Source organism: Cellulomonas denverensis, assembly GCF_012396125.1.
GTDB lineage: Bacteria > Actinomycetota > Actinomycetes > Actinomycetales > Cellulomonadaceae > Cellulomonas > Cellulomonas denverensis.
This window is the reverse complement of sequence record NZ_JAAXOX010000001.1, coordinates 112895-129128: the sequence shown is the minus strand read 5'-3', so window position 1 is coordinate 129128 and position 16234 is coordinate 112895. Positions and strand designations below refer to the sequence as shown.

Genomic DNA, 16234 nt, shown 5'->3' with positions numbered 1-16234 from the left:
GAATCCACATGGCATCCATCACCCTCACCGACATCGTCAAGAAGTACGGCGACGGCTACCCGGCGGTGAACGGCGTCAGCCTGGACATCAAGGACGGCGAGTTCGTCATCCTGGTCGGCCCGTCCGGCTGCGGGAAGTCGACCCTGCTGCGGATGATCGTCGGCCTGGAGGACATCACCTCCGGCGAACTCAAGATCGGCGACGAGGTGGTCAACGACCGGGCGCCGCGCGACCGGCACCTGGCGATGGTGTTCCAGAACTACGCGCTGTACCCGCACCTGACCGTGTTCGAGAACATCGCGTTCCCGCTGCGGCTGCAGAAGGGGCAGTTCACCGAGGAGCAGATCAAGGAGCAGGTGGAGTTCGCCGCCGACACCCTGGAGCTGCGCGAGCACCTGGACCGCAAGCCGGCCAACCTCTCCGGTGGGCAGCGGCAGCGGGTGGCGATGGGCCGGGCGATCGTCCGGGACGCGCGGGCCTTCCTGTTCGACGAGCCGCTGTCCAACCTGGACGCCAAGCTGCGCGGCCAGATGCGCACCGAGATCGCCCGGATGCAGCGCCGGCTGGGCACCACCACGGTCTACGTCACCCACGACCAGACCGAGGCGATGACCCTGGGCGACCGGGTCGCGGTGCTGCGCAAGGGTGAACTCCAGCAGGTCGCCAGCCCGCGGGCACTGTACGAGCAGCCGCGCAACCTGTTCGTCGCCGGGTTCATCGGGTCGCCGCCGATGAACTTCCTGCCCGGGCAGATCGAGGGCGACCGCCTGACCCTGCCGTTCGGCGAGGTGCCGATCGACGACCGGCTGCGCACGGCGATCGGCGACCGGAACCTGGTGATCGTCGGTCTGCGCCCCGAGCACGTCGAGGATGCCAGAGTGCTGGACGACGCCAAGCGCGACTCCGGCGCGGTGTTCACCGCCGAGGTGGACGTGGTCGAGTGGCTGGGCGCCGAGCTGTACGCCTACATCCCGTTCGAGACCCACGACGACGTCGCCCAGAAGCTGGAGGAGCTGGACCGCGACCTGGACGGCGAGGGGATGCGCACCCAGATGGTGGTCGCCCTGGGCTCGGAGAGCCGGGTCCGGGACGGGTCGCAGGCCGAGCTCTGGTTCGACCCGCGCCGCCTGATGATCTTCGACCCGGAGTCCGGGGAGAACCTCACCTACGACGACTCCGAGGCTTCGCGGATCGACGGCGAGACCGAGGAGGACCGCCGCGCAGCGCTCGAACGCGCCCACCGTGAGGCGGAGCAGAAGCAGGGCGATGGGTCGGAGGTGGCAGGGGGGCAGCCGACCGGGCGGCATCGTCAGGCGTCCTGACACCGGACGTCACCCGGGCGCCGCCCACCCCGTGCTGGGGCGGGCGGCGCCCAGGTGTGCGGGGGCCCGGTCGGCGCTCGGCAGCCGGCGCTCGGCAGCCGCGTGTGGGGGTCCGGCGCCGACGTCGTCTGCGGGGCTCACGAACTCGGCGCGGATGCCACGAACTCGCCCGCCGCAGCCCGAGCCCCGGGAGCCGCCGAGTCCCGCGCTGCTCCACCGACCATGCCCGGCCCCGGGCCTTGCTCCACCGCCCACGCCCGGCCCCGGGCCTTGCTCCACCGACCACGCCGCGCCCCCCGGACACTGCTCCGCGTCGAGAGTGCACGAATGCACGCCTCAGCGGGCGGGAGGCGTGCATTCGTGCACTCTCGGCGAGACGGGGACCGGCGGCGCGGTTGTGCGCGTCAGGGTCAGCTGCGCCAGGGTCAGGCGCGCCAGGGTCAGGCGCCGGGGGCGCGCGCGGACGGCTCGGAGGGCCCAGCCGGGGACAGGCGGGCGGGCGGCGCCCAGGTGTGCGGGGCGGGGCGCCCGGCCGACGCTCGGCAGTCGAGTGCGGGGGTCCGGCGCCGACGTCGTCTGCGGGGCTCACGAACTCGGCGCGGATGCCACGAACTCGCCGCGCGCCGGGCGCCCGGGGGTCAGTCCAGCTCGGCGGCGGTGGGCGGGTTGGCTCCGGTGCGGGAGACCGTGATCGCGGCGATCCGGACGCAGCGGACCAGCACGTCCTGCACGGTGTCCAGCTCGATCGCCTGCAGGGCCTCCCGGCGGTCGGCGCCGACCAGCCCGGCGGACCACAGGCCGTCGATCAGCCCGGACATGAACGAGTCCCCGGCCCCGACGGTGTCCGCCACGGTCACCCGTGGCGCGGTCACGGCCAGTTCCTCGCCACCGGCGGTCACCGCCAGCGCACCCTCGCCACCGAGGGTCACCACCACCAGGCCGGGACCGCGGCGGGCCCAGTCGCGGGCGATCTCCTCCACCGGCACCCCGGGGTGCAGCCAGGCCAGGTCCTCATCGGACACCTTGACCACGTCGGACAGGGCGATCAGGTGCTCGACCAGCGGCAGCGTCCGCTCGGCGGTGTCCATCAGTGCCGGGCGCAGGTTCGGGTCGTAGCTGATCGTGGCGGTGTCCCGGTGCTCGGCCAGCAGCGCGGCGACCTTCGCCCCGCCAGGCTCCAGCACGGCCCCGATCGAGCCGGTGTGCACCACCACCGGGCGGCCGACGTCCACCGCCGGCAGGTCCCAGGTCAGGTCGAAGTCGTAGCTCGCCGAGCCGTCGGCGTCCAGGTGGGCGGTGGCCAGCGGGGTGCGCTCCGGGCCGCCGTCACCGGCCAGCACCCGGACACCGGAGTCGGCCAGGTGGGCGCGGACCAGGTCACCACGCTCGTCGTCGGCCAGCCAGGTCAGCAGCGCGGCGTCCCGGCCGAGCCGCGCCAGGCCGAGGGCGACGTTCGCGGGGCTGCCGCCGGGGTGTTCGCTACGGGTGCCGTCCGGGCGGACGACGGCGTCGACGAGGGCTTCGCCGACGATCAGGGCGGTGTCGGTCACGGGGTTCTCCAAATCAGCGTCGTTGCCGGGTGGGAGCAGGGGGTCGTCCGGTCAGTCGCCGGCCGGCCCCGACCGTTCCGGCCCGTCGCCGTCGGCCTCGCGCGCCGCATCCAGTCGCTTGCGGGCACCGTCCAGCCACTCCTGGCACCGGGCCGCCAGCGCCTCGCCTCGCTCCCAGAGCGCCAGGGACTCCTCCAGTCCGGCGCCACCGGCCTCCAGCCGGGAGACCACGGCGACCAGCTCGTCCCGGGCCTGCTCGTAGGACAGCTCTGCCACGTCGGTGCGCTCGCTCACGGTGTCCATCTAACCAACCTCCGGGGACGCGGGGCGACGCTTCGCCGGAGCAACCGCCAGCACGGTGGCCATCAGTTCGCCCTGGGCCACCCGGATCCGCAGGCTGTCCTTGGCGGCGACCGAGGTGGCGTCGCGCACCACGGTGCCGTCCGAGGTCTGCACCACGGCGTAGCCGCGTTCCAGGGTGGCGGCGGGGGACAGCGCCCGGACCTGGGCGGCCAGTGCGGTCACCTGGTGGCTCGCGCTGGTCAGTGAGTGGTCCAGGCAGCGGCGGGCGGAGTCGCGCATCCGGTGCAGCTCGGCGGTGCGGTCGTCGATCATGGTCTGCGGCCGGGCCAGCACCGGACGGGACCGGAGCTGGGCCAGGCCGTCGGTCTCCCGGCGGATCCGGTGCTCGATCGCCGCGCGGATCCGGTGGCGGGCCTGACCGACCCGGGCCCGCTCCTCGCCAACGTCCGGCACGATCCGCTTGGCCGCGTCGGTGGGGGTGGACGCGCGGTAGTCGGCGACCAGGTCCAGCAGTGGGCTGTCGGTCTCGTGCCCGATCGCCGACACCAGCGGGGTGCGGCAGGCGGCGGCCGCCCGGACCAGCGCCTCGTTGCTGAACGGCAGCAGATCCTCCACCGCACCACCGCCGCGGGCGACCACGATCACCTCGACCCGGGGGTCGGCGTCCAGCTCGGCGATCGCCCGGGACACCTGCGGCACCGCGTTGGCACCCTGCACGGCCACCTCGCGGATCTCGAACTCCACCTGCGGCCAGCGGGCCCGGGCGTTCACCACCACGTCGTGCTCCGCCTTGGACTCCCGGCCGCAGACCAGCCCGATCACCCGGGGCAGGAACGGCAGGGCGACCTTGCGCTCGGCATCGAACAGGCCCTCGGCGGCCAGCACCCGCTTGAGGTGCTCGATCCGGGCCAGCAGCTCGCCGACCCCCACCGCCCGCACCGCGTCCGCGCTGAGCTGGAGGGTGCCGCGCTTGGTCCAGAACGTCGGCTTGGCGTGCACCACCACGTGGGCGCCCTCGGTCAGCGGGGTGGTCGCGGCGGCCAGCACCCCGGCGGGCATCGACACCGGCAGCGACATGTCCACATCGGTGTCGCGCAGGGTCAGGAAGGCGATCCCGGCGCCGGGGCGGCGGTTGAGCTGGACGATCTGCCCCTCGACCCACAACGGGGACATCTTCGCCACGTAGTCGGCGATCTTCGCGGACAGCAGCCGGACCGGCCACGGCTGCTCGGCGGTGGTGTCGAGGGCACGGGCCGGCAGCGCGGCGGGTGCGTCGTTGCTGGGGGAGGACACCCGCTCACCTTGCCATGCGGGGACGACACGGTCCTGCACTCAGTGCCCGATCAGCTCCACCCCGCGCAGCGCCGCGGAGTCGATCACCCGGTGGTCGCCGCCGGGCTTGGTGGGGACGTCGTCGGAGCCGAAGCCGTCCAGGACCACCCCGGCCTCCGCGCCGGCGAGCACCTGCTCCTGCTTGCGCCGCCGGGACTCGATCCGCCGGATCGTGACCGGCCGGGCACCACCGGGCAGCCGCAGCTCGGCCGACTGGCCCCGGGTCATCACCCCCGACGTCACCCGCCCGGTGAGCACGTGCCCCACCGCGGTGATCGTGAACAGGTCCTCCACCACGAAGGTGAACGGCTGCTGCGGCTGGAGGTCGACGGTGCGGCGGCTGAACAGACCCATGGCCGGGCAGCCTAGCGAGCGCTGCGCCGCGGCCGGGTCCGTGCGCCGGTCAGCGGCCCAGTGCCTCGTCCGGGCCAGGCGTGGTCTCCAGTTGCCCTACCTGTTCCCCGGCGACCAGCTCCGGTGCCGACACCACCGACAGCCGCCGGTCCACGCTCGGTGGGGTGTCCAGGCCGTGGTCCACCACCCGCAGATCGCTGAACCGCCGGGCGCTCACCAGCACCCGGGATTCCAGCGAGGCCACCGCCTGGTTGTAGGCGGTCGCCGCCGCGTCCAGGCTCCGGCCGACCTTGCCCAGGTGCCCGCCGAAGGTCGCGATCCGCCCGTGCAGCTCCTTGCCCAGATCCAGCACCGCCTGCGCGTTGTCCGCCAGCGCGTCCTGCTTCCAGGCGTAGGCCACCGTCCGGAGCAGGGCGAGCAGCGTCATCGGCGTCGCGATCACCACACCCTGCTCGAAGGCCCGCTCCACGATCCCCGGGTCCTGGTCCAGCGCCGCGTGCAGGAACGCCTCAGCCGGCACGAACATCACCACGAACTCCGGTGCCGGCCCGAACTGGTCCCAGTACCGCTTGGCCGCCAGCTGGTCGATGTGCCGCCGCAGCTGGGTCGCATGGGCGGCCATCCGCCGGTCGCGCTCGGCCGGGTCGGTCGCCTCCACCGCCTCCAGGAAGCCGAGGAACGCCACCTTCGCGTCCACCACGATCCGCTTGCCACCGGCCAGGTGCACCACCAGGTCCGGTCGCAGCGCGCCGTCGTCGGTCCGCACCTGCTCCTGCTCGACGAAGTCGACGTGCGGCAGCATCCCCGCGGCCTCCACCACCCGCCGCAGCTGCACCTCGCCCCAGCGCCCGCGCACCTGTGAGGCACGCAGCGAGGTGGCCAGCCGGGTGGTCTGCTCGCGCAGCTCGGTGGCCTCGATCCGCATCAGCCGGACCTGCTCCCCGATCGCCGCGCTGCCCTCGGCCCGCGCCTGCTCGGCCGCCCGCAGCTCCGCGCGCACCGCGTCCAGCGTCCGGGCCATCGGGTCCACCATCGCCCGGACCGCCTGCTCCCGTTGTGCCAGTTCCCCGGACTGCTCCTGGTGCCGGGCGGCCAGCGACTGGTGCGCCAGGGCCAGGAACTGCTCCGAGCTCTGGTTCAGCGCGTCGGCGGCCAGTGCCCGGAATCGCTCGCCGTCGTCCGGCCGCGCGGTCTCCGCCACCGCGCGCCACCGGGCGGCCTCCACCTCGGCCCGGCGCAGCCGCGCGGCGGAGCGTCCGGCGGCCAGGAGCCAGCCGAGGGCGAGCCCCACGAGGAGCGCCCCGGCGAGTGCGAGCACGAGTCCGGTGTCCATGACCGGAAGATTGCCAGTCGCCACCGACACGCCCGCCCCTATGCTGGGCCGATGGAGCCGGAGCCCGCGCTGTCCCTCCAGGGACTGTGGAAGACCTTCGGCGCGAAGACCGCCGTGGCGGGCATCGACCTGGCGGTCCCCGCCGGCTCGTTCTACGGCCTGGTCGGACCGAACGGCGCCGGCAAGACCACCACCCTGTCGATGGCGACCGGCCTGCTGCGGCCGGATGCCGGGCGGGTGCTGGTGCGCGGGCAGGACCTGTGGGCGGACCCGCCGGTGGTCAAGGCCGGGATCGGCGTGCTGCCCGACGGCGTGCGGCTGTTCGACCGGCTCACCGGCGCACAGCTGATCACCTACGCGGGGCTGCTGCGCGGCCTGGACCGGGACACCGTGCGCGATCGCACCGCCGACCTGCTGCGCACCTTCGACCTCACCGCCGACGCGGACACCCTGGTGGTCGACTATTCGGCGGGGATGACCAAGAAGATCGGCCTGGCCTGCGCCCTGGTGCACGCCCCGCGGGTGCTGGTGCTGGACGAGCCTTTCGAGGCGGTCGACCCGGTGTCCGCCGCGAACATCCGGGACATCCTCGCGGCCTATGCGGCGGGCGGCGGCACCGTGGTCGTCTCCTCGCACGTGATGGACCTGGTGCAGCGGATGTGCGACCGCGTCGCGGTGATCGCCGCGGGCCACGTCCTCGCGCAGGGCACCGTCGACCAGGTGCGCGGCGACGCCTCGCTCGAGGACCGGTTCGTCGAGCTGGTCGGCGGCCGCCGCACGGAGGGGGCCCTGACGTGGTTGCGCACCTCGTCCGACTGAAGCTGACCCTGCTGCGGAACGGCCTGACGCGCAGCGGCTGGAAGCTGGTCGCGTTCCTGCTGTCCGTGCTCTACGCGCTGTTCCTGCTGGCGCTCGCGGTGGTGGGGCTGATCGCGCTCGGTGTGCACGACGACCCGGAGCTGACCCGCTCGGTGGTGGTGCTCGGCGGGGTGCTGCTGGTCGCGGGCTGGTGGCTGCTGCCGCTGGTCGCCTTCGGGGTGGACAGCACCCTCGATCCCGAGCGGTTCGTGGTGTTCGCCCTGCGTCGCCGGCACCTGCTGACCGGACTGTCGCTCGCCGGCCTGGTCGGTGTGCCCGGCGCCGCGACCGTGGTGCTCGGCGCCGCGTCGGCGCTGGCCTGGTGGCGGTATCCCGTTGCGCTGGTCGCCGGTGTGCTGGGCGGCGCACTGGGGGTGGCGATCTGCGTGATCGGCTCCCGGGCACTGACCACGATGCTGGCGCCGCTGGTCGGCGGGCGCCGGTTCCGCGAGGTCGCCGCCGCGCTGGCGATCGTCCCGCTGCTCCTGCTCGGCCCGATCCTGCTCGGCGCGACCGCCGGACTGCAGACGGTCGCCGGTGCACTGCCCGAGATCGGGATCGTCGCCGGCTGGACCCCGCTCGGGGCACCGTGGGCGCTGGGTGCCGACGTCCAGGCCGGTGCCTGGCTCGCCGCCCTCGGCAAGCTGGCGGTCTGCGGGGCGACGCTCGTGGTCCTGGTCGGCGTCTGGGACCGGGCGCTGTCGGCGGCCCTGGTGCGTTCGCCCGGCGGCACCGGCCGGGTGGCGCGCAGTGTGGGCCTGGGCTTCTTCGACCGGTTCCCGGCGACCCCGACGGGTGCGGTGGCCGCGCGCAGCCTCACCTATTGGCTGCGTGACCCTCGGTACGCCGCCGCGGTGGCCGTGGTGCCGGTGACCGTCCTGTTGCTGTGGTTCCTGGGCAGCAGCGGCCCGCTGCTCGGCGCCGGCGCCATGGTGGCGTTCATCATGGGCTGGTCGCAGTCCGCGGACATCTCCTACGACGACACCGCGTTCTGGACCCATGTCGCCGCGCCGGTGGACGGCCGGGTGGACCGGGCCGGACGTGCCCTGGCCGGGATGATCGTCGGCGGCGTGGTGGTGCTGGCCATCGACCTGCTCGTGCTCGGCGTCTCCGGCCGCTGGGCGGACGCCGCCCCGGTGCTCGGTATGTCGCTGGGGGTGCTGGCGGTCGGCGTCGGGGCGTCCTCGATCTACTCCGCCCGGGTCGTGTTCCCGGTGCCCAAACCCGGGGACAACCCGTTCTCCACCCCGCAGGGCTCCTCGCTCGCGGTGACGCTCACCCAGTCGCTGGGCATGCTGCTGCTGCTCGCCGTCTGCTCGCCGACGATCGCCCTGGGCATCGCCGCGATCGTCACCGGGCACCCGCTGTTCCAGGTGCTGACCCCGGTGGTCGGCCTCGGCACCGGCGCGGCGGCGCTGATCGTGGGCGTGCGGGTCGGCGGCCGGCTGTACGACCGGCGGGCCCCGGAGCTGCTGGCGTCGATCCGCTCGTTCGCCTGACCTCTGCACCGGGGGCGGCCCTGAGGGGTCAGCGCGCCGTCGTACCCGCCAGATCCGCTCGGGAGCGGGCCTCGTCACGCATCCGGTCGGTGCGGACCGCGGCCGGGGTGTGCTCGAGTCGGGGCCGGCCCACCTGGTGGTGGCGGTTGCGGCGGGCACCCGCCGGGCGCGGGGTCACGGGGAGCGCCGCTGCGCCCACTGCCAGGGCGGACTCCTCGGGATCCTCCGGGGAGGGCTTCATCGCGTAGGCGCAGGCGCCCACCGCCAGCCACAGCAGCGGCACGGACAGATCCGGTTCGGCGACGACCTTCGCGACGATCAGGCCCAGCAGGCCCATCGCGACCGGCTTCCACTCGGGACGCCGGGACGCACCGATGATCACCTTCCCGAGGAACACGGCCAGGAGCACCGTGCCGAGCAGTCCGGTGGTGCTGACCACCAGCGCGGCGAAGGACGACGGTCGCGACGTGCCGAGCCCGGACCCGAGCGTCCAGGTGTTCCACATGATGTCGATCGACATCCAGTTCGACGCGGTGCGTGCGGTGTACGAGTCGGTGACCAGCTTGCCGCCGATGGTCCCGGACAGGCTGTCGCGGACCGGGTTCGGGACGACGAGCACGATCGCGAGCAGGATCGGGACGAGCGCCGCCAGTGGGTGCAGTCGCGCCCCCCTGAACAGGAACCGGAACCCGTAGAAGCAGACGGCGATGCCCACCAGGATCACGACGGACGCGGCGCCCGTACCGGTGCCGCTGTACAGGAGATTCACCGCCGCGAGCAGGCCGACGGTGGCGATCCCGAACCGTCGCCAGCCGCGGACCACCTGGACCCGGTACGCGCAGTAGGCCAGCGCGCCGATCGAGAAGGTGGCCAGATACGACGGCTCGAAGAAGATGCCGTAGTGCCGGGTGTCGTACAGGTTGAACTCGCCCGCCCCGTAGGAGCGGAAGATGCCGTCCATGAACGCGGTGCCCGGCAGCAGCCGGATCGCTGATAGGACGGTGCCGAGGGTGATCGCCGGCGTCAGGAGGCCGCTGCTCAGCGTGCGGCGCTGCGCGAGGTACAGCACCACACCGGCGGCGAGCACGAGGTAGCCCGCCTGGGCCACGACCGAGATCGAGAAGGCGAGCGGCGTCGGGTCGAGGACCTGCTCGTCGATCCCGCCCCGCGGGTCGAGCACCGGCACCCCGGCGAAGACCACGGGCGACACCGCGGTGACCAGCAGTGACCAGGCCACGAACCAGCCGAGGATGCGCAGCGCGGTCACCCGGGTGTGCCACCCCCGGGCCCAGGTGACGAACGCGATCGTGCTCGCCACCAGCGCGACCAGGTAGAACGGCGGCACGCCGTTCCCGCTGATCGAGACGGCCGCGGTGCGCATGAACGGTGCGGACGCCGCCAGCAACCACACCAGGTGCCGGGGCGCGGTGAGGAGGACCGCGGCCAGCGCGGCGACGGTGACGATTCCTACAACCGTTATCGACATCATCCCCAGAATACCAGCGGGCTCCTGGGACCTACGGTGGGACCGCACCGCGCAGGGGCCGCTCCCCGTAGGATGACCTTCCGTGGCACTCACCATCGGCATCGTCGGCCTGCCCAACGTCGGCAAGTCCACCCTCTTCAACGCCCTGACCCGCGCGCAGGTCCTGGCGGCGAACTACCCGTTCGCCACCATCGAGCCCAACGTCGGCGTGGTCCCGCTGCCCGACCCGCGGCTGCACACCCTCGCGGAGATCTTCGGCAGCCAGAAGATCCTGCCCGCGACCGTGTCGTTCGTCGACATCGCCGGCATCGTCAAGGGCGCCAGCGAGGGCGAGGGGCTGGGCAACCAGTTCCTGGCCAACATCCGTGAGGCCGACGCGATCTGCCAGGTGACCCGTGCCTTCGCCGACCCCGACGTCGTGCACGTCAACGGCAAGGTCGACCCCAAGGACGACATCGAGACCGTCGCCACCGAGCTGGTGCTGGCCGACCTGCAGACCCTGGAGAAGGCGATCCCGCGGCTGGAGAAGGAGGTCCGCGGCAAGAAGGCCGACCCCGCCGACCTCGCCGCCGCCAAGGCCGCCCAGCAGGTGCTCGAGTCCGGCACCACCCTGTTCCAGGGTGCCAAGGCCGCCGGGCTCGACCTGGCCGAGATCGCCCACCTGCAGCTGATGACCGCCAAGCCGTTCATCTACGTCTTCAACACCGACGACGCCGGCCTGGCCGACACCGCCATGCAGGACGAGCTGCGCGCCCTCGTCGCCCCCGCCGACGCCATCTTCCTGGACGCCAAGTTCGAGTCCGAGCTGGTCGAGCTGGAGGAGGACGAGGCCCGGGAGATGCTCGCCGAGAACGGTCAGGAAGAGTCCGGCCTGGACCAGCTCGCCCGGGTCGGCTTCCACACCCTCGGCCTGCAGACCTACCTCACCGCCGGCCCCAAGGAGTCCCGCGCCTGGACCATCCACCAGGGCTGGACCGCCCCCCAGGCGGCCGGTGTCATCCACACCGACTTCCAGAAGGGCTTCATCAAGGCCGAGGTGATCTCCTTCGACGACCTGGTCGAGGCCGGGTCGGTCGCCGCCGCGCGCGCCGCGGGCAAGGCGCGGATCGAGGGCAAGGACTACGTGATGGCCGACGGCGACGTGGTGGAGTTCCGCTTCAACGTATAATTTCGCCAAAGCCGCTCAATTCGCCATGCTGGGTGATGGAGCACCGTGCGGTGCGTTACTTGGCTCCAATCCGGGTGCTAACCTGCGGACATTTCTTCGTTGTCGTCCGGGCAGGGGTGCACGTGCTCACAGGGGAAGACCTCAAAGACTGGGATTGGTTGCCGGGGGCCGCCGGTGAGATTGCGGACTATCTCCGCCGGCTGCTGACCGAGGGCGCGATCGATGCGCACGACGTGTCCGCCCGGCACAAGTCGATCCAGTCGTTCCAGGACAAGTGCGCGCGCAAGGCCTACGACGACCCGCGCCGGCAGGTCACGGACTGTGTGGCGGCTCGGATCATCACGTACTCGATCACCGACCGGAACAAGGTCTGCGAACTCATCCGCTCCCGGTTCGAGCTCAGCGAGGACCGCATGCCCGGCGAGGAGAAAGAGGAGCGCCGGCGTGGATACGACTGTGTGCATCTGATTGCCACGGGCGAGCGGTCTGGTGCGTCAACGGGATGGCTGGTCGGCGGCGGCGATCTCGCCCACTACTTCGAGCGCTTCGCGGGACTCGAGATCCAGGTCCGGACGGTTGCCGCACACGCCTGGGCCGAGTTCGAGCACCACGTGCGCTACAAGGGGGTCGAGTATGCGGCGATCGGCGAACGCGACCAGGTGACGATCGACTGCCTCTTCGGGGTGGCCTCGGATGCACGCCGGGCGTTGGACGAGACCTTCATTGCGATCGCGCACATCCTCTCCAATCCGGCCGGGGGCCCGGTGATCGAGCCGACAGCCTCCGACGTCCCCACGGACGATCCGGGAGGCACGGGGACGACAGCGGTCGACGCCGGAAGCCTGCGCGCATTCCTGACCGAGCGCTTTCCCGACGACGAGGACGCGACGGAGGCCGGATACGACTTCGCCTGCCAGTTGGTCCGCTCCTGCGCCATTGAGTCTCTCGAGTCGCTGTCCGAGAAGCTCGACGGCATCGACGGCCACCAGGTACGGAGTCTGATGGCGACCGCGACCAGGGTCACCCGGGTCCGTCGTCTGGACGATGAGCTTCTTGCGGTATACGGCGAGGAGTACATCGCCAACACCGGCGGTATCGGTTCGGGCGACTGGGTCAGCGCTCGCCCGGAGAAGTTGCGGTGGCGGTACGACCGTCTCCGGCAGAAGGTGAATGTCTACGAGATCGTCGGCCGGGACTGCCCGCCGGACCTGCGCGGTGTCCGGCTGTCGGCGGCGGGAGCGGTGCGGGAGCTCGCGCGGGTCCTCGCCGACCGGCATGGGACGCGCACGGTCGTCGTCGAGGGAGTGGTCGCGCTCCAGGATGACGCGCCGGGTGGAAGGCGGATGCGATGCGTGGAGTCCGGACGCGGACCGATCTGGGTGGCCGGCGACCTCGCCCGCGACACGGCAGACGAGGCGATCCTGGAGTTGCTGAGTCGGCGGAGTGATCTGTCGCTGTCGGTGACGAGATCCGGCGTCGCGATGGCACCCGGCGGCCCGGGCACTCGTTGACGACCACGGCGCGGGCGCGATGAGACTGTGGTCGCGGGACGGCGCCTGCCTGGAGATGTACCCCACCGGCTACCAGTACCCGGATCCCCCTCCCGGAGCCGTGTGGCCGCACCCCTGGTTCTGGCACGACTGCAACTGGGTGATGGTCGGCGGCGAGATCGAACTCGCGAACGGGGACCACTGGTCGTTCCACGATCCCTGCATGACCGCCTCCGAAGCCGAGGACTTTGCCGAGTGGCTGCACGCAGTGGCCGTCTGCCCGGGCTCCGGCGGGACGCTTCCCGGCCGGATGTCGTTCATCGAGCCGCTGTTCACCTTCGACGTCGTGTCCGTACGTGGCGGCGAGATCGCGCTGCGCGTCAAGCTCACCCACGAGGCACTCCCTGCCGGTCCCGACCGCTACACCCGACGGCCCGTGGTGTATGAGCTCTGGATGGATCGACGCGTGGTCGACTGGGCCGCCGACGAGTGGCGGCGCGCTCTCGCTGCCGTCCCCCCGCGGTGGTGGTGACACGTCGGCCGATCAGGCGAACGCGGGCCCATCCGGGTCGGTAGTGACCCGCAGCCGGCCGTCCTCGATCCGGGCGGGCTCGACCCGGGTCACCCACTCGATCCGCAGCGCGCCGTACAGGTGCGGGTAAGTCTCGCCGCCGCCACCGTCCTCGTCGAGCACCCGGGTCCCGGCGCGTTCCACGGCGTCGCGGTCGATGGTGAGCACGCACAGGGGTTCGGCCACGTCGGCGTAGACGAACTCGGCCATCGGGGCGAGCTGGTGCGGGGCGGAGCAGTGGATGAACCCGACCTGGTCCAGCGTCCGGCCCAGGGTGGACTGCCGATACACACCGGCCCGGCGGGCGGCGTCCCACTCGGTGCGCAGCGCGAGGTGCTGGATCGCGGTCACCACTGCACCTGCGCCGCCGGCACCGCCCGGACCTCCTGCCCGGGATACCGCAGCCCGCCGAAGTAGTGGTCGTGCTGGGCGATCACGTCCTCGGCCCGGACCGTCCCGGCGGCGGTCCGGACGTCGCAGGTGGTGTGCGCGTCGGTGACCCAGGTGATCCCGTACCCCTCGGCGGCCGCCCGCTGCGCGGTGGTGCGCACGCAGTAGTCGGTCTGGGCGCCGCAGAGCACCAGGTGGTCCGCATCGCCGAGCGCCGCCGCCAGGTCGGTGCCGGCGAAGGCGTCCCGGTAGGACTTGGCGACCACCGGCTCGCCGGGCAGCGGGTCGAGCGCCGGGTGGATCCGCCAGCCGTCCGAGCCGGCCTCCAATCCCGGGCCCTGGTGCTGGACCCAGACCACCGGCGTGCGCGCGGTGCGCGCGGCGGACAGCAGCGTGCGGATGGCGTGGAGGGCCGATTCCACCCGGACGCAGCCGTCCAGCACGTCCACCTGGACGTCGATCACGACCAGGGCAGTGGTCATCAGCCGACCGCGCGGACGATCAGCTCGGCGATCCGCTGTTCGTCGTCGGGGCCGAGCGAGGTGATCGCATACGAGTTCGGCCACATGTTCCCGTCGTCCAGCGCGGCGACGTCGTTGAAGCCGAGGGTGGAGTAGCGGGCCTTGAACTTGCTGGCGGGCTGGAAGAACAGCAGCACCTTGCCGTCCTTGGCGTAGGCGGGCATGCCGTACCAGGTGCGGTGGCTGAGGGTGGGTGCGTGCTCGACCACCAGGGCGTGGATCTTCTCCGCCACGACCCGGTCCTCGTCGGGCATCTCGGCGATCTTGTCCAGCAGCTCCTGGGCAGGGTCGCCGGAGGCGCCGGAGCGCTTGGACTTGCGCACCTCCGCCGCCCGCTCCTTCATCGCCGCCTTCTCCTCGGCAGTGAAACCCTCGACCTGCTCGTCGCGTGCGGCGTTCATGGTGGTTCCTCTCGGTGCGGCGGCTGACCGGGTCATCGTAGGAGCACCCGGGGCGTAACGTCGTGGCACGTGCCGACCCCCACTCATGAGCGACCGTTCGGGCCGCGGTTCGTCGTCCCGGTGCTGATCGGCCCGGTGCTCAACCCGATCAACACCACAATGATCTCGGTCGCCCTGGTGCCGATCTCGCGGGATCTGGGCGTGCCGACGTCGCGGGCGGTGTGGCTGGTGGCCGGGCTCTACCTGGCGAGTGCGGTGGCGCAGCCGGTGATGGGCAAGTTCGCGGATGTGCTGGGCCCGCGCCGGGTGTACTCCGCCGGGCTGGTGCTGGTGGCGCTGGCGGGGCTGCTGCCCGAGCTGTGGTCCGGCTTCGGTGGGGTGCTGGCGGCGCGGGTGCTGATCGGACTGGGCACCTCCTCGGCGTACCCGTCCGCGATGACGCTGATCCGTGACCAGTCCGGCCGGGCGGGCCTGCCGACACCACCGGCGCTGCTGTCCGGGTTGTCGATCGCGAGCCTGACCACCTCCGCGGTGGGCCCGGTGCTGGGCGGGGTGCTGATCGCCGCCTTCGGCTGGCCGTCGATCTTCCTGGTGAACGTGCCGCTGGCGCTGCTGGCGCTGGTGCTGACCTGGCTGTGGGTGCCGAGCGACGCCACCCGCCCGCGGACGGCGGCGAGCGGTGTCCCGTTGCTGCGGTCGATCGACCCGGTGGGGATCGTGCTGTTCGCGGTGGGCCTGGCGGCGCTGCTGGTGTTCCTGCTGGAGCTGGGCGACCCGCTGTGGTGGCTGCTGGTGCTGTCCGTCGTGGTGCTGGCGGGCTTCGCGGCGTGGGAGCTGCGCCGGACCGCCCCGTTCGTGGATCTGCGGATGCTGGCGGCGAACGGGCCGCTGACCCGGACCTACGCCCGGATGTTCCTGGTGTACCTGGCCGCCTATGCGGTGGTCTACGGCTACTCGCAGTGGTTGCAGGGCGCGGCGGGCTTCGATGCCGATACCGCGGGGCTGCTGCAGTTGCCGACGGCGGTGCTGGCCGGGGTGGCGTCGGTGCTGGTGGCGAGGAACACCCGGCTGCGCCCGCCGCTGGTGGTGGCGGGGGTGCTCGCGCTGACCGGGGGAGTGCTGCTGATCGGCCTCGGCTCCGGGGCGCCGGTCTGGCTGCTGCTGCTGGTGGCCGGGGTCTTCGGCATCCCGCAAGGTCTGGCGTCGGTGACCAACCAGGCGGCGCTGTACCGGCAGGTGCCGCCGGCGCAGACCGGAACCGCCTCGGGGCTGTCCCGGACCGCGGTGTACCTGGCGGCGATCGGGTCGTCGGCGGTGATCGGCCTGACCTTCGGCGACAGTCCGTCGGATGCCGGGCTGCACGCGATCGGCTGGCTGATCATGGTGGCCTCCGCGGGGGCGACCGTGCTGGCGCTGGTGGACCGCGCACTGCGCCCCCGCACCTGACCCACCACCCAGGGCGGCGCCCCGAGGGCACCCTTAACACATGCGGCTGGTCACCGGCCGTGGCAGAGTCGGTTTCGGTTCGCTCTGCGAGACGCGGGCCGGGCGGTTGCGCATGTTTCCGGCATGTTTCTCACCCGTGACGTCTCGAATACTGGACAGTACTGTCCAGTATCAATCCGGTAACGATCACCCACTCTGGTCCCTCCGGCG

16 protein-coding genes are annotated in these 16234 nt (G+C 72.3%); 7 read left to right on the top strand and 9 right to left on the bottom strand.

Going from position 1 to position 16234, the window contains the following annotated elements:
- The first annotated feature begins 8 nt into the window (after nt 1-8).
- Complete coding sequence (locus tag HGA03_RS00590) at nt 9-1322, top strand: ABC transporter ATP-binding protein (RefSeq protein WP_168628284.1); 1314 nt, start codon at nt 9-11, stop codon at nt 1320-1322.
- A 638-nt stretch (nt 1323-1960) separates the two neighbouring features.
- On the opposite strand, the gene HGA03_RS00585 is transcribed toward HGA03_RS00590, so the two are convergent.
- The 5 genes from HGA03_RS00585 to HGA03_RS00565 are packed head-to-tail and all read right to left on the bottom strand — an operon-like array spanning nt 1961 to nt 6194.
- The gene (locus HGA03_RS00585; protein WP_168628283.1) at nt 1961-2872 is read right to left on the bottom strand and encodes a carbohydrate kinase family protein; all 912 of its coding nucleotides are present in this window, start codon (nt 2870-2872) and stop codon (nt 1961-1963) included.
- A 51-nt stretch (nt 2873-2923) separates the two neighbouring features.
- Entirely contained in the window at nt 2924-3175 is a 252-nt protein-coding gene (locus HGA03_RS00580) for an exodeoxyribonuclease VII small subunit (protein WP_168628282.1), read from the bottom strand.
- Nucleotides 3176-4468: an exodeoxyribonuclease VII large subunit gene (xseA, locus tag HGA03_RS00575; protein WP_203767161.1), complete on the bottom strand. Its 1293-nt coding sequence runs from the start codon at nt 4466-4468 to the stop codon at nt 3176-3178.
- Nucleotides 4469-4507: 39 nt separating this feature from the next.
- Entirely contained in the window at nt 4508-4861 is a 354-nt protein-coding gene (locus HGA03_RS00570) for an EF-Tu/IF-2/RF-3 family GTPase (protein ID WP_168628280.1), read from the bottom strand.
- Between the two features lie 49 nt (nt 4862-4910).
- A complete protein-coding gene (locus HGA03_RS00565) occupies nt 4911-6194 on the bottom strand; it encodes a DNA recombination protein RmuC (RefSeq protein ID WP_168628279.1) in 1284 nt (427 codons plus the stop codon).
- A gap of 51 nt (nt 6195-6245) precedes the next feature.
- On the opposite strand from HGA03_RS00565, the gene HGA03_RS00560 reads away from it, so the two are divergent.
- Complete coding sequence (locus tag HGA03_RS00560; RefSeq protein WP_168628278.1) at nt 6246-7013, top strand: ABC transporter ATP-binding protein; 768 nt, start codon at nt 6246-6248, stop codon at nt 7011-7013.
- Nucleotides 6989-8551 (top strand): hypothetical protein, encoded by a 1563-nt coding sequence (locus HGA03_RS00555; RefSeq protein ID WP_168628277.1) that lies wholly within the window; start codon nt 6989-6991, stop codon nt 8549-8551. The genes HGA03_RS00560 and HGA03_RS00555 overlap by 25 nt, the downstream gene beginning before the upstream one ends.
- Before the next feature lie 28 nt (nt 8552-8579).
- Here HGA03_RS00555 and HGA03_RS00550 read toward each other — a convergent pair whose 3' ends face one another.
- Nucleotides 8580-10037, bottom strand: coding sequence for a hypothetical protein (locus HGA03_RS00550; RefSeq protein ID WP_168628276.1), 1458 nt, complete (start codon nt 10035-10037; stop codon nt 8580-8582).
- An 82-nt stretch (nt 10038-10119) separates the two neighbouring features.
- Between HGA03_RS00550 and ychF the strand changes: the two genes are divergently transcribed.
- The 3 genes from ychF to HGA03_RS19680 all read left to right on the top strand — a co-directional run bounded on the left by ychF (nt 10120) and on the right by HGA03_RS19680 (nt 13227).
- The gene (ychF, locus tag HGA03_RS00545; protein ID WP_168628275.1) at nt 10120-11205 is read left to right on the top strand and encodes a redox-regulated ATPase YchF; all 1086 of its coding nucleotides are present in this window, start codon (nt 10120-10122) and stop codon (nt 11203-11205) included.
- Nucleotides 11206-11327: 122 nt separating this feature from the next.
- Nucleotides 11328-12716: a hypothetical protein gene (locus HGA03_RS00540; protein ID WP_168628274.1), complete on the top strand. Its 1389-nt coding sequence runs from the start codon at nt 11328-11330 to the stop codon at nt 12714-12716.
- A gap of 19 nt (nt 12717-12735) precedes the next feature.
- Nucleotides 12736-13227 (top strand): WapI family immunity protein, encoded by a 492-nt coding sequence (locus tag HGA03_RS19680; RefSeq protein WP_425591859.1) that lies wholly within the window; start codon nt 12736-12738, stop codon nt 13225-13227.
- Between the two features lie 12 nt (nt 13228-13239).
- Here HGA03_RS19680 and HGA03_RS00530 read toward each other — a convergent pair whose 3' ends face one another.
- Genes HGA03_RS00530 through HGA03_RS00520 form a run of 3 tightly spaced genes read right to left on the bottom strand, consistent with a single transcriptional unit; the run spans nt 13240 to nt 14578 of the window.
- Complete coding sequence (locus tag HGA03_RS00530) at nt 13240-13617, bottom strand: DUF952 domain-containing protein (protein ID WP_168628272.1); 378 nt, start codon at nt 13615-13617, stop codon at nt 13240-13242.
- Nucleotides 13614-14138: a cysteine hydrolase family protein gene (locus HGA03_RS00525; protein ID WP_168628271.1), complete on the bottom strand. Its 525-nt coding sequence runs from the start codon at nt 14136-14138 to the stop codon at nt 13614-13616. The genes HGA03_RS00530 and HGA03_RS00525 overlap by 4 nt, the downstream gene beginning before the upstream one ends.
- The gene (locus tag HGA03_RS00520; protein ID WP_168628270.1) at nt 14138-14578 is read right to left on the bottom strand and encodes an iron chaperone; all 441 of its coding nucleotides are present in this window, start codon (nt 14576-14578) and stop codon (nt 14138-14140) included. Before HGA03_RS00520 ends, HGA03_RS00525 begins: the two co-directional genes overlap by 1 nt.
- A gap of 69 nt (nt 14579-14647) precedes the next feature.
- Here HGA03_RS00520 and HGA03_RS00515 point away from each other — a divergent pair, with 69 nt between their 5' ends.
- Entirely contained in the window at nt 14648-16024 is a 1377-nt protein-coding gene (locus HGA03_RS00515) for an MFS transporter (RefSeq protein ID WP_168628269.1), read from the top strand.
- The last annotated feature ends 210 nt before the right edge of the window (nt 16025-16234 follow it).

Excerpts from the sequence above, each read along its gene's own strand:
- HGA03_RS00570 (WP_168628280.1), bottom strand. The coding sequence starts at position 4,861 with ATGGGTCTGTTCAGCCGCCGCACCGTCGACCTCCAGCCGCAGCAGCCG.
- HGA03_RS00525 (WP_168628271.1), bottom strand. The coding sequence starts at position 14,138 with ATGACCACTGCCCTGGTCGTGATCGACGTCCAGGTGGACGTGCTGGAC.
- HGA03_RS19680 (WP_425591859.1), top strand. The coding sequence starts at position 12,736 with ATGAGACTGTGGTCGCGGGACGGCGCCTGCCTGGAGATGTACCCCACC.
- HGA03_RS00580 (WP_168628282.1), bottom strand. The coding sequence starts at position 3,175 with ATGGACACCGTGAGCGAGCGCACCGACGTGGCAGAGCTGTCCTACGAG.
- HGA03_RS00565 (WP_168628279.1), bottom strand. The coding sequence starts at position 6,194 with ATGGACACCGGACTCGTGCTCGCACTCGCCGGGGCGCTCCTCGTGGGG.
- HGA03_RS00590 (WP_168628284.1), top strand. The coding sequence starts at position 9 with ATGGCATCCATCACCCTCACCGACATCGTCAAGAAGTACGGCGACGGC.
- HGA03_RS00520 (WP_168628270.1), bottom strand. The coding sequence starts at position 14,578 with ATGAACGCCGCACGCGACGAGCAGGTCGAGGGTTTCACTGCCGAGGAG.
- HGA03_RS00560 (WP_168628278.1), top strand. The coding sequence starts at position 6,246 with ATGGAGCCGGAGCCCGCGCTGTCCCTCCAGGGACTGTGGAAGACCTTC.
- HGA03_RS00550 (WP_168628276.1), bottom strand. The coding sequence starts at position 10,037 with ATGTCGATAACGGTTGTAGGAATCGTCACCGTCGCCGCGCTGGCCGCG.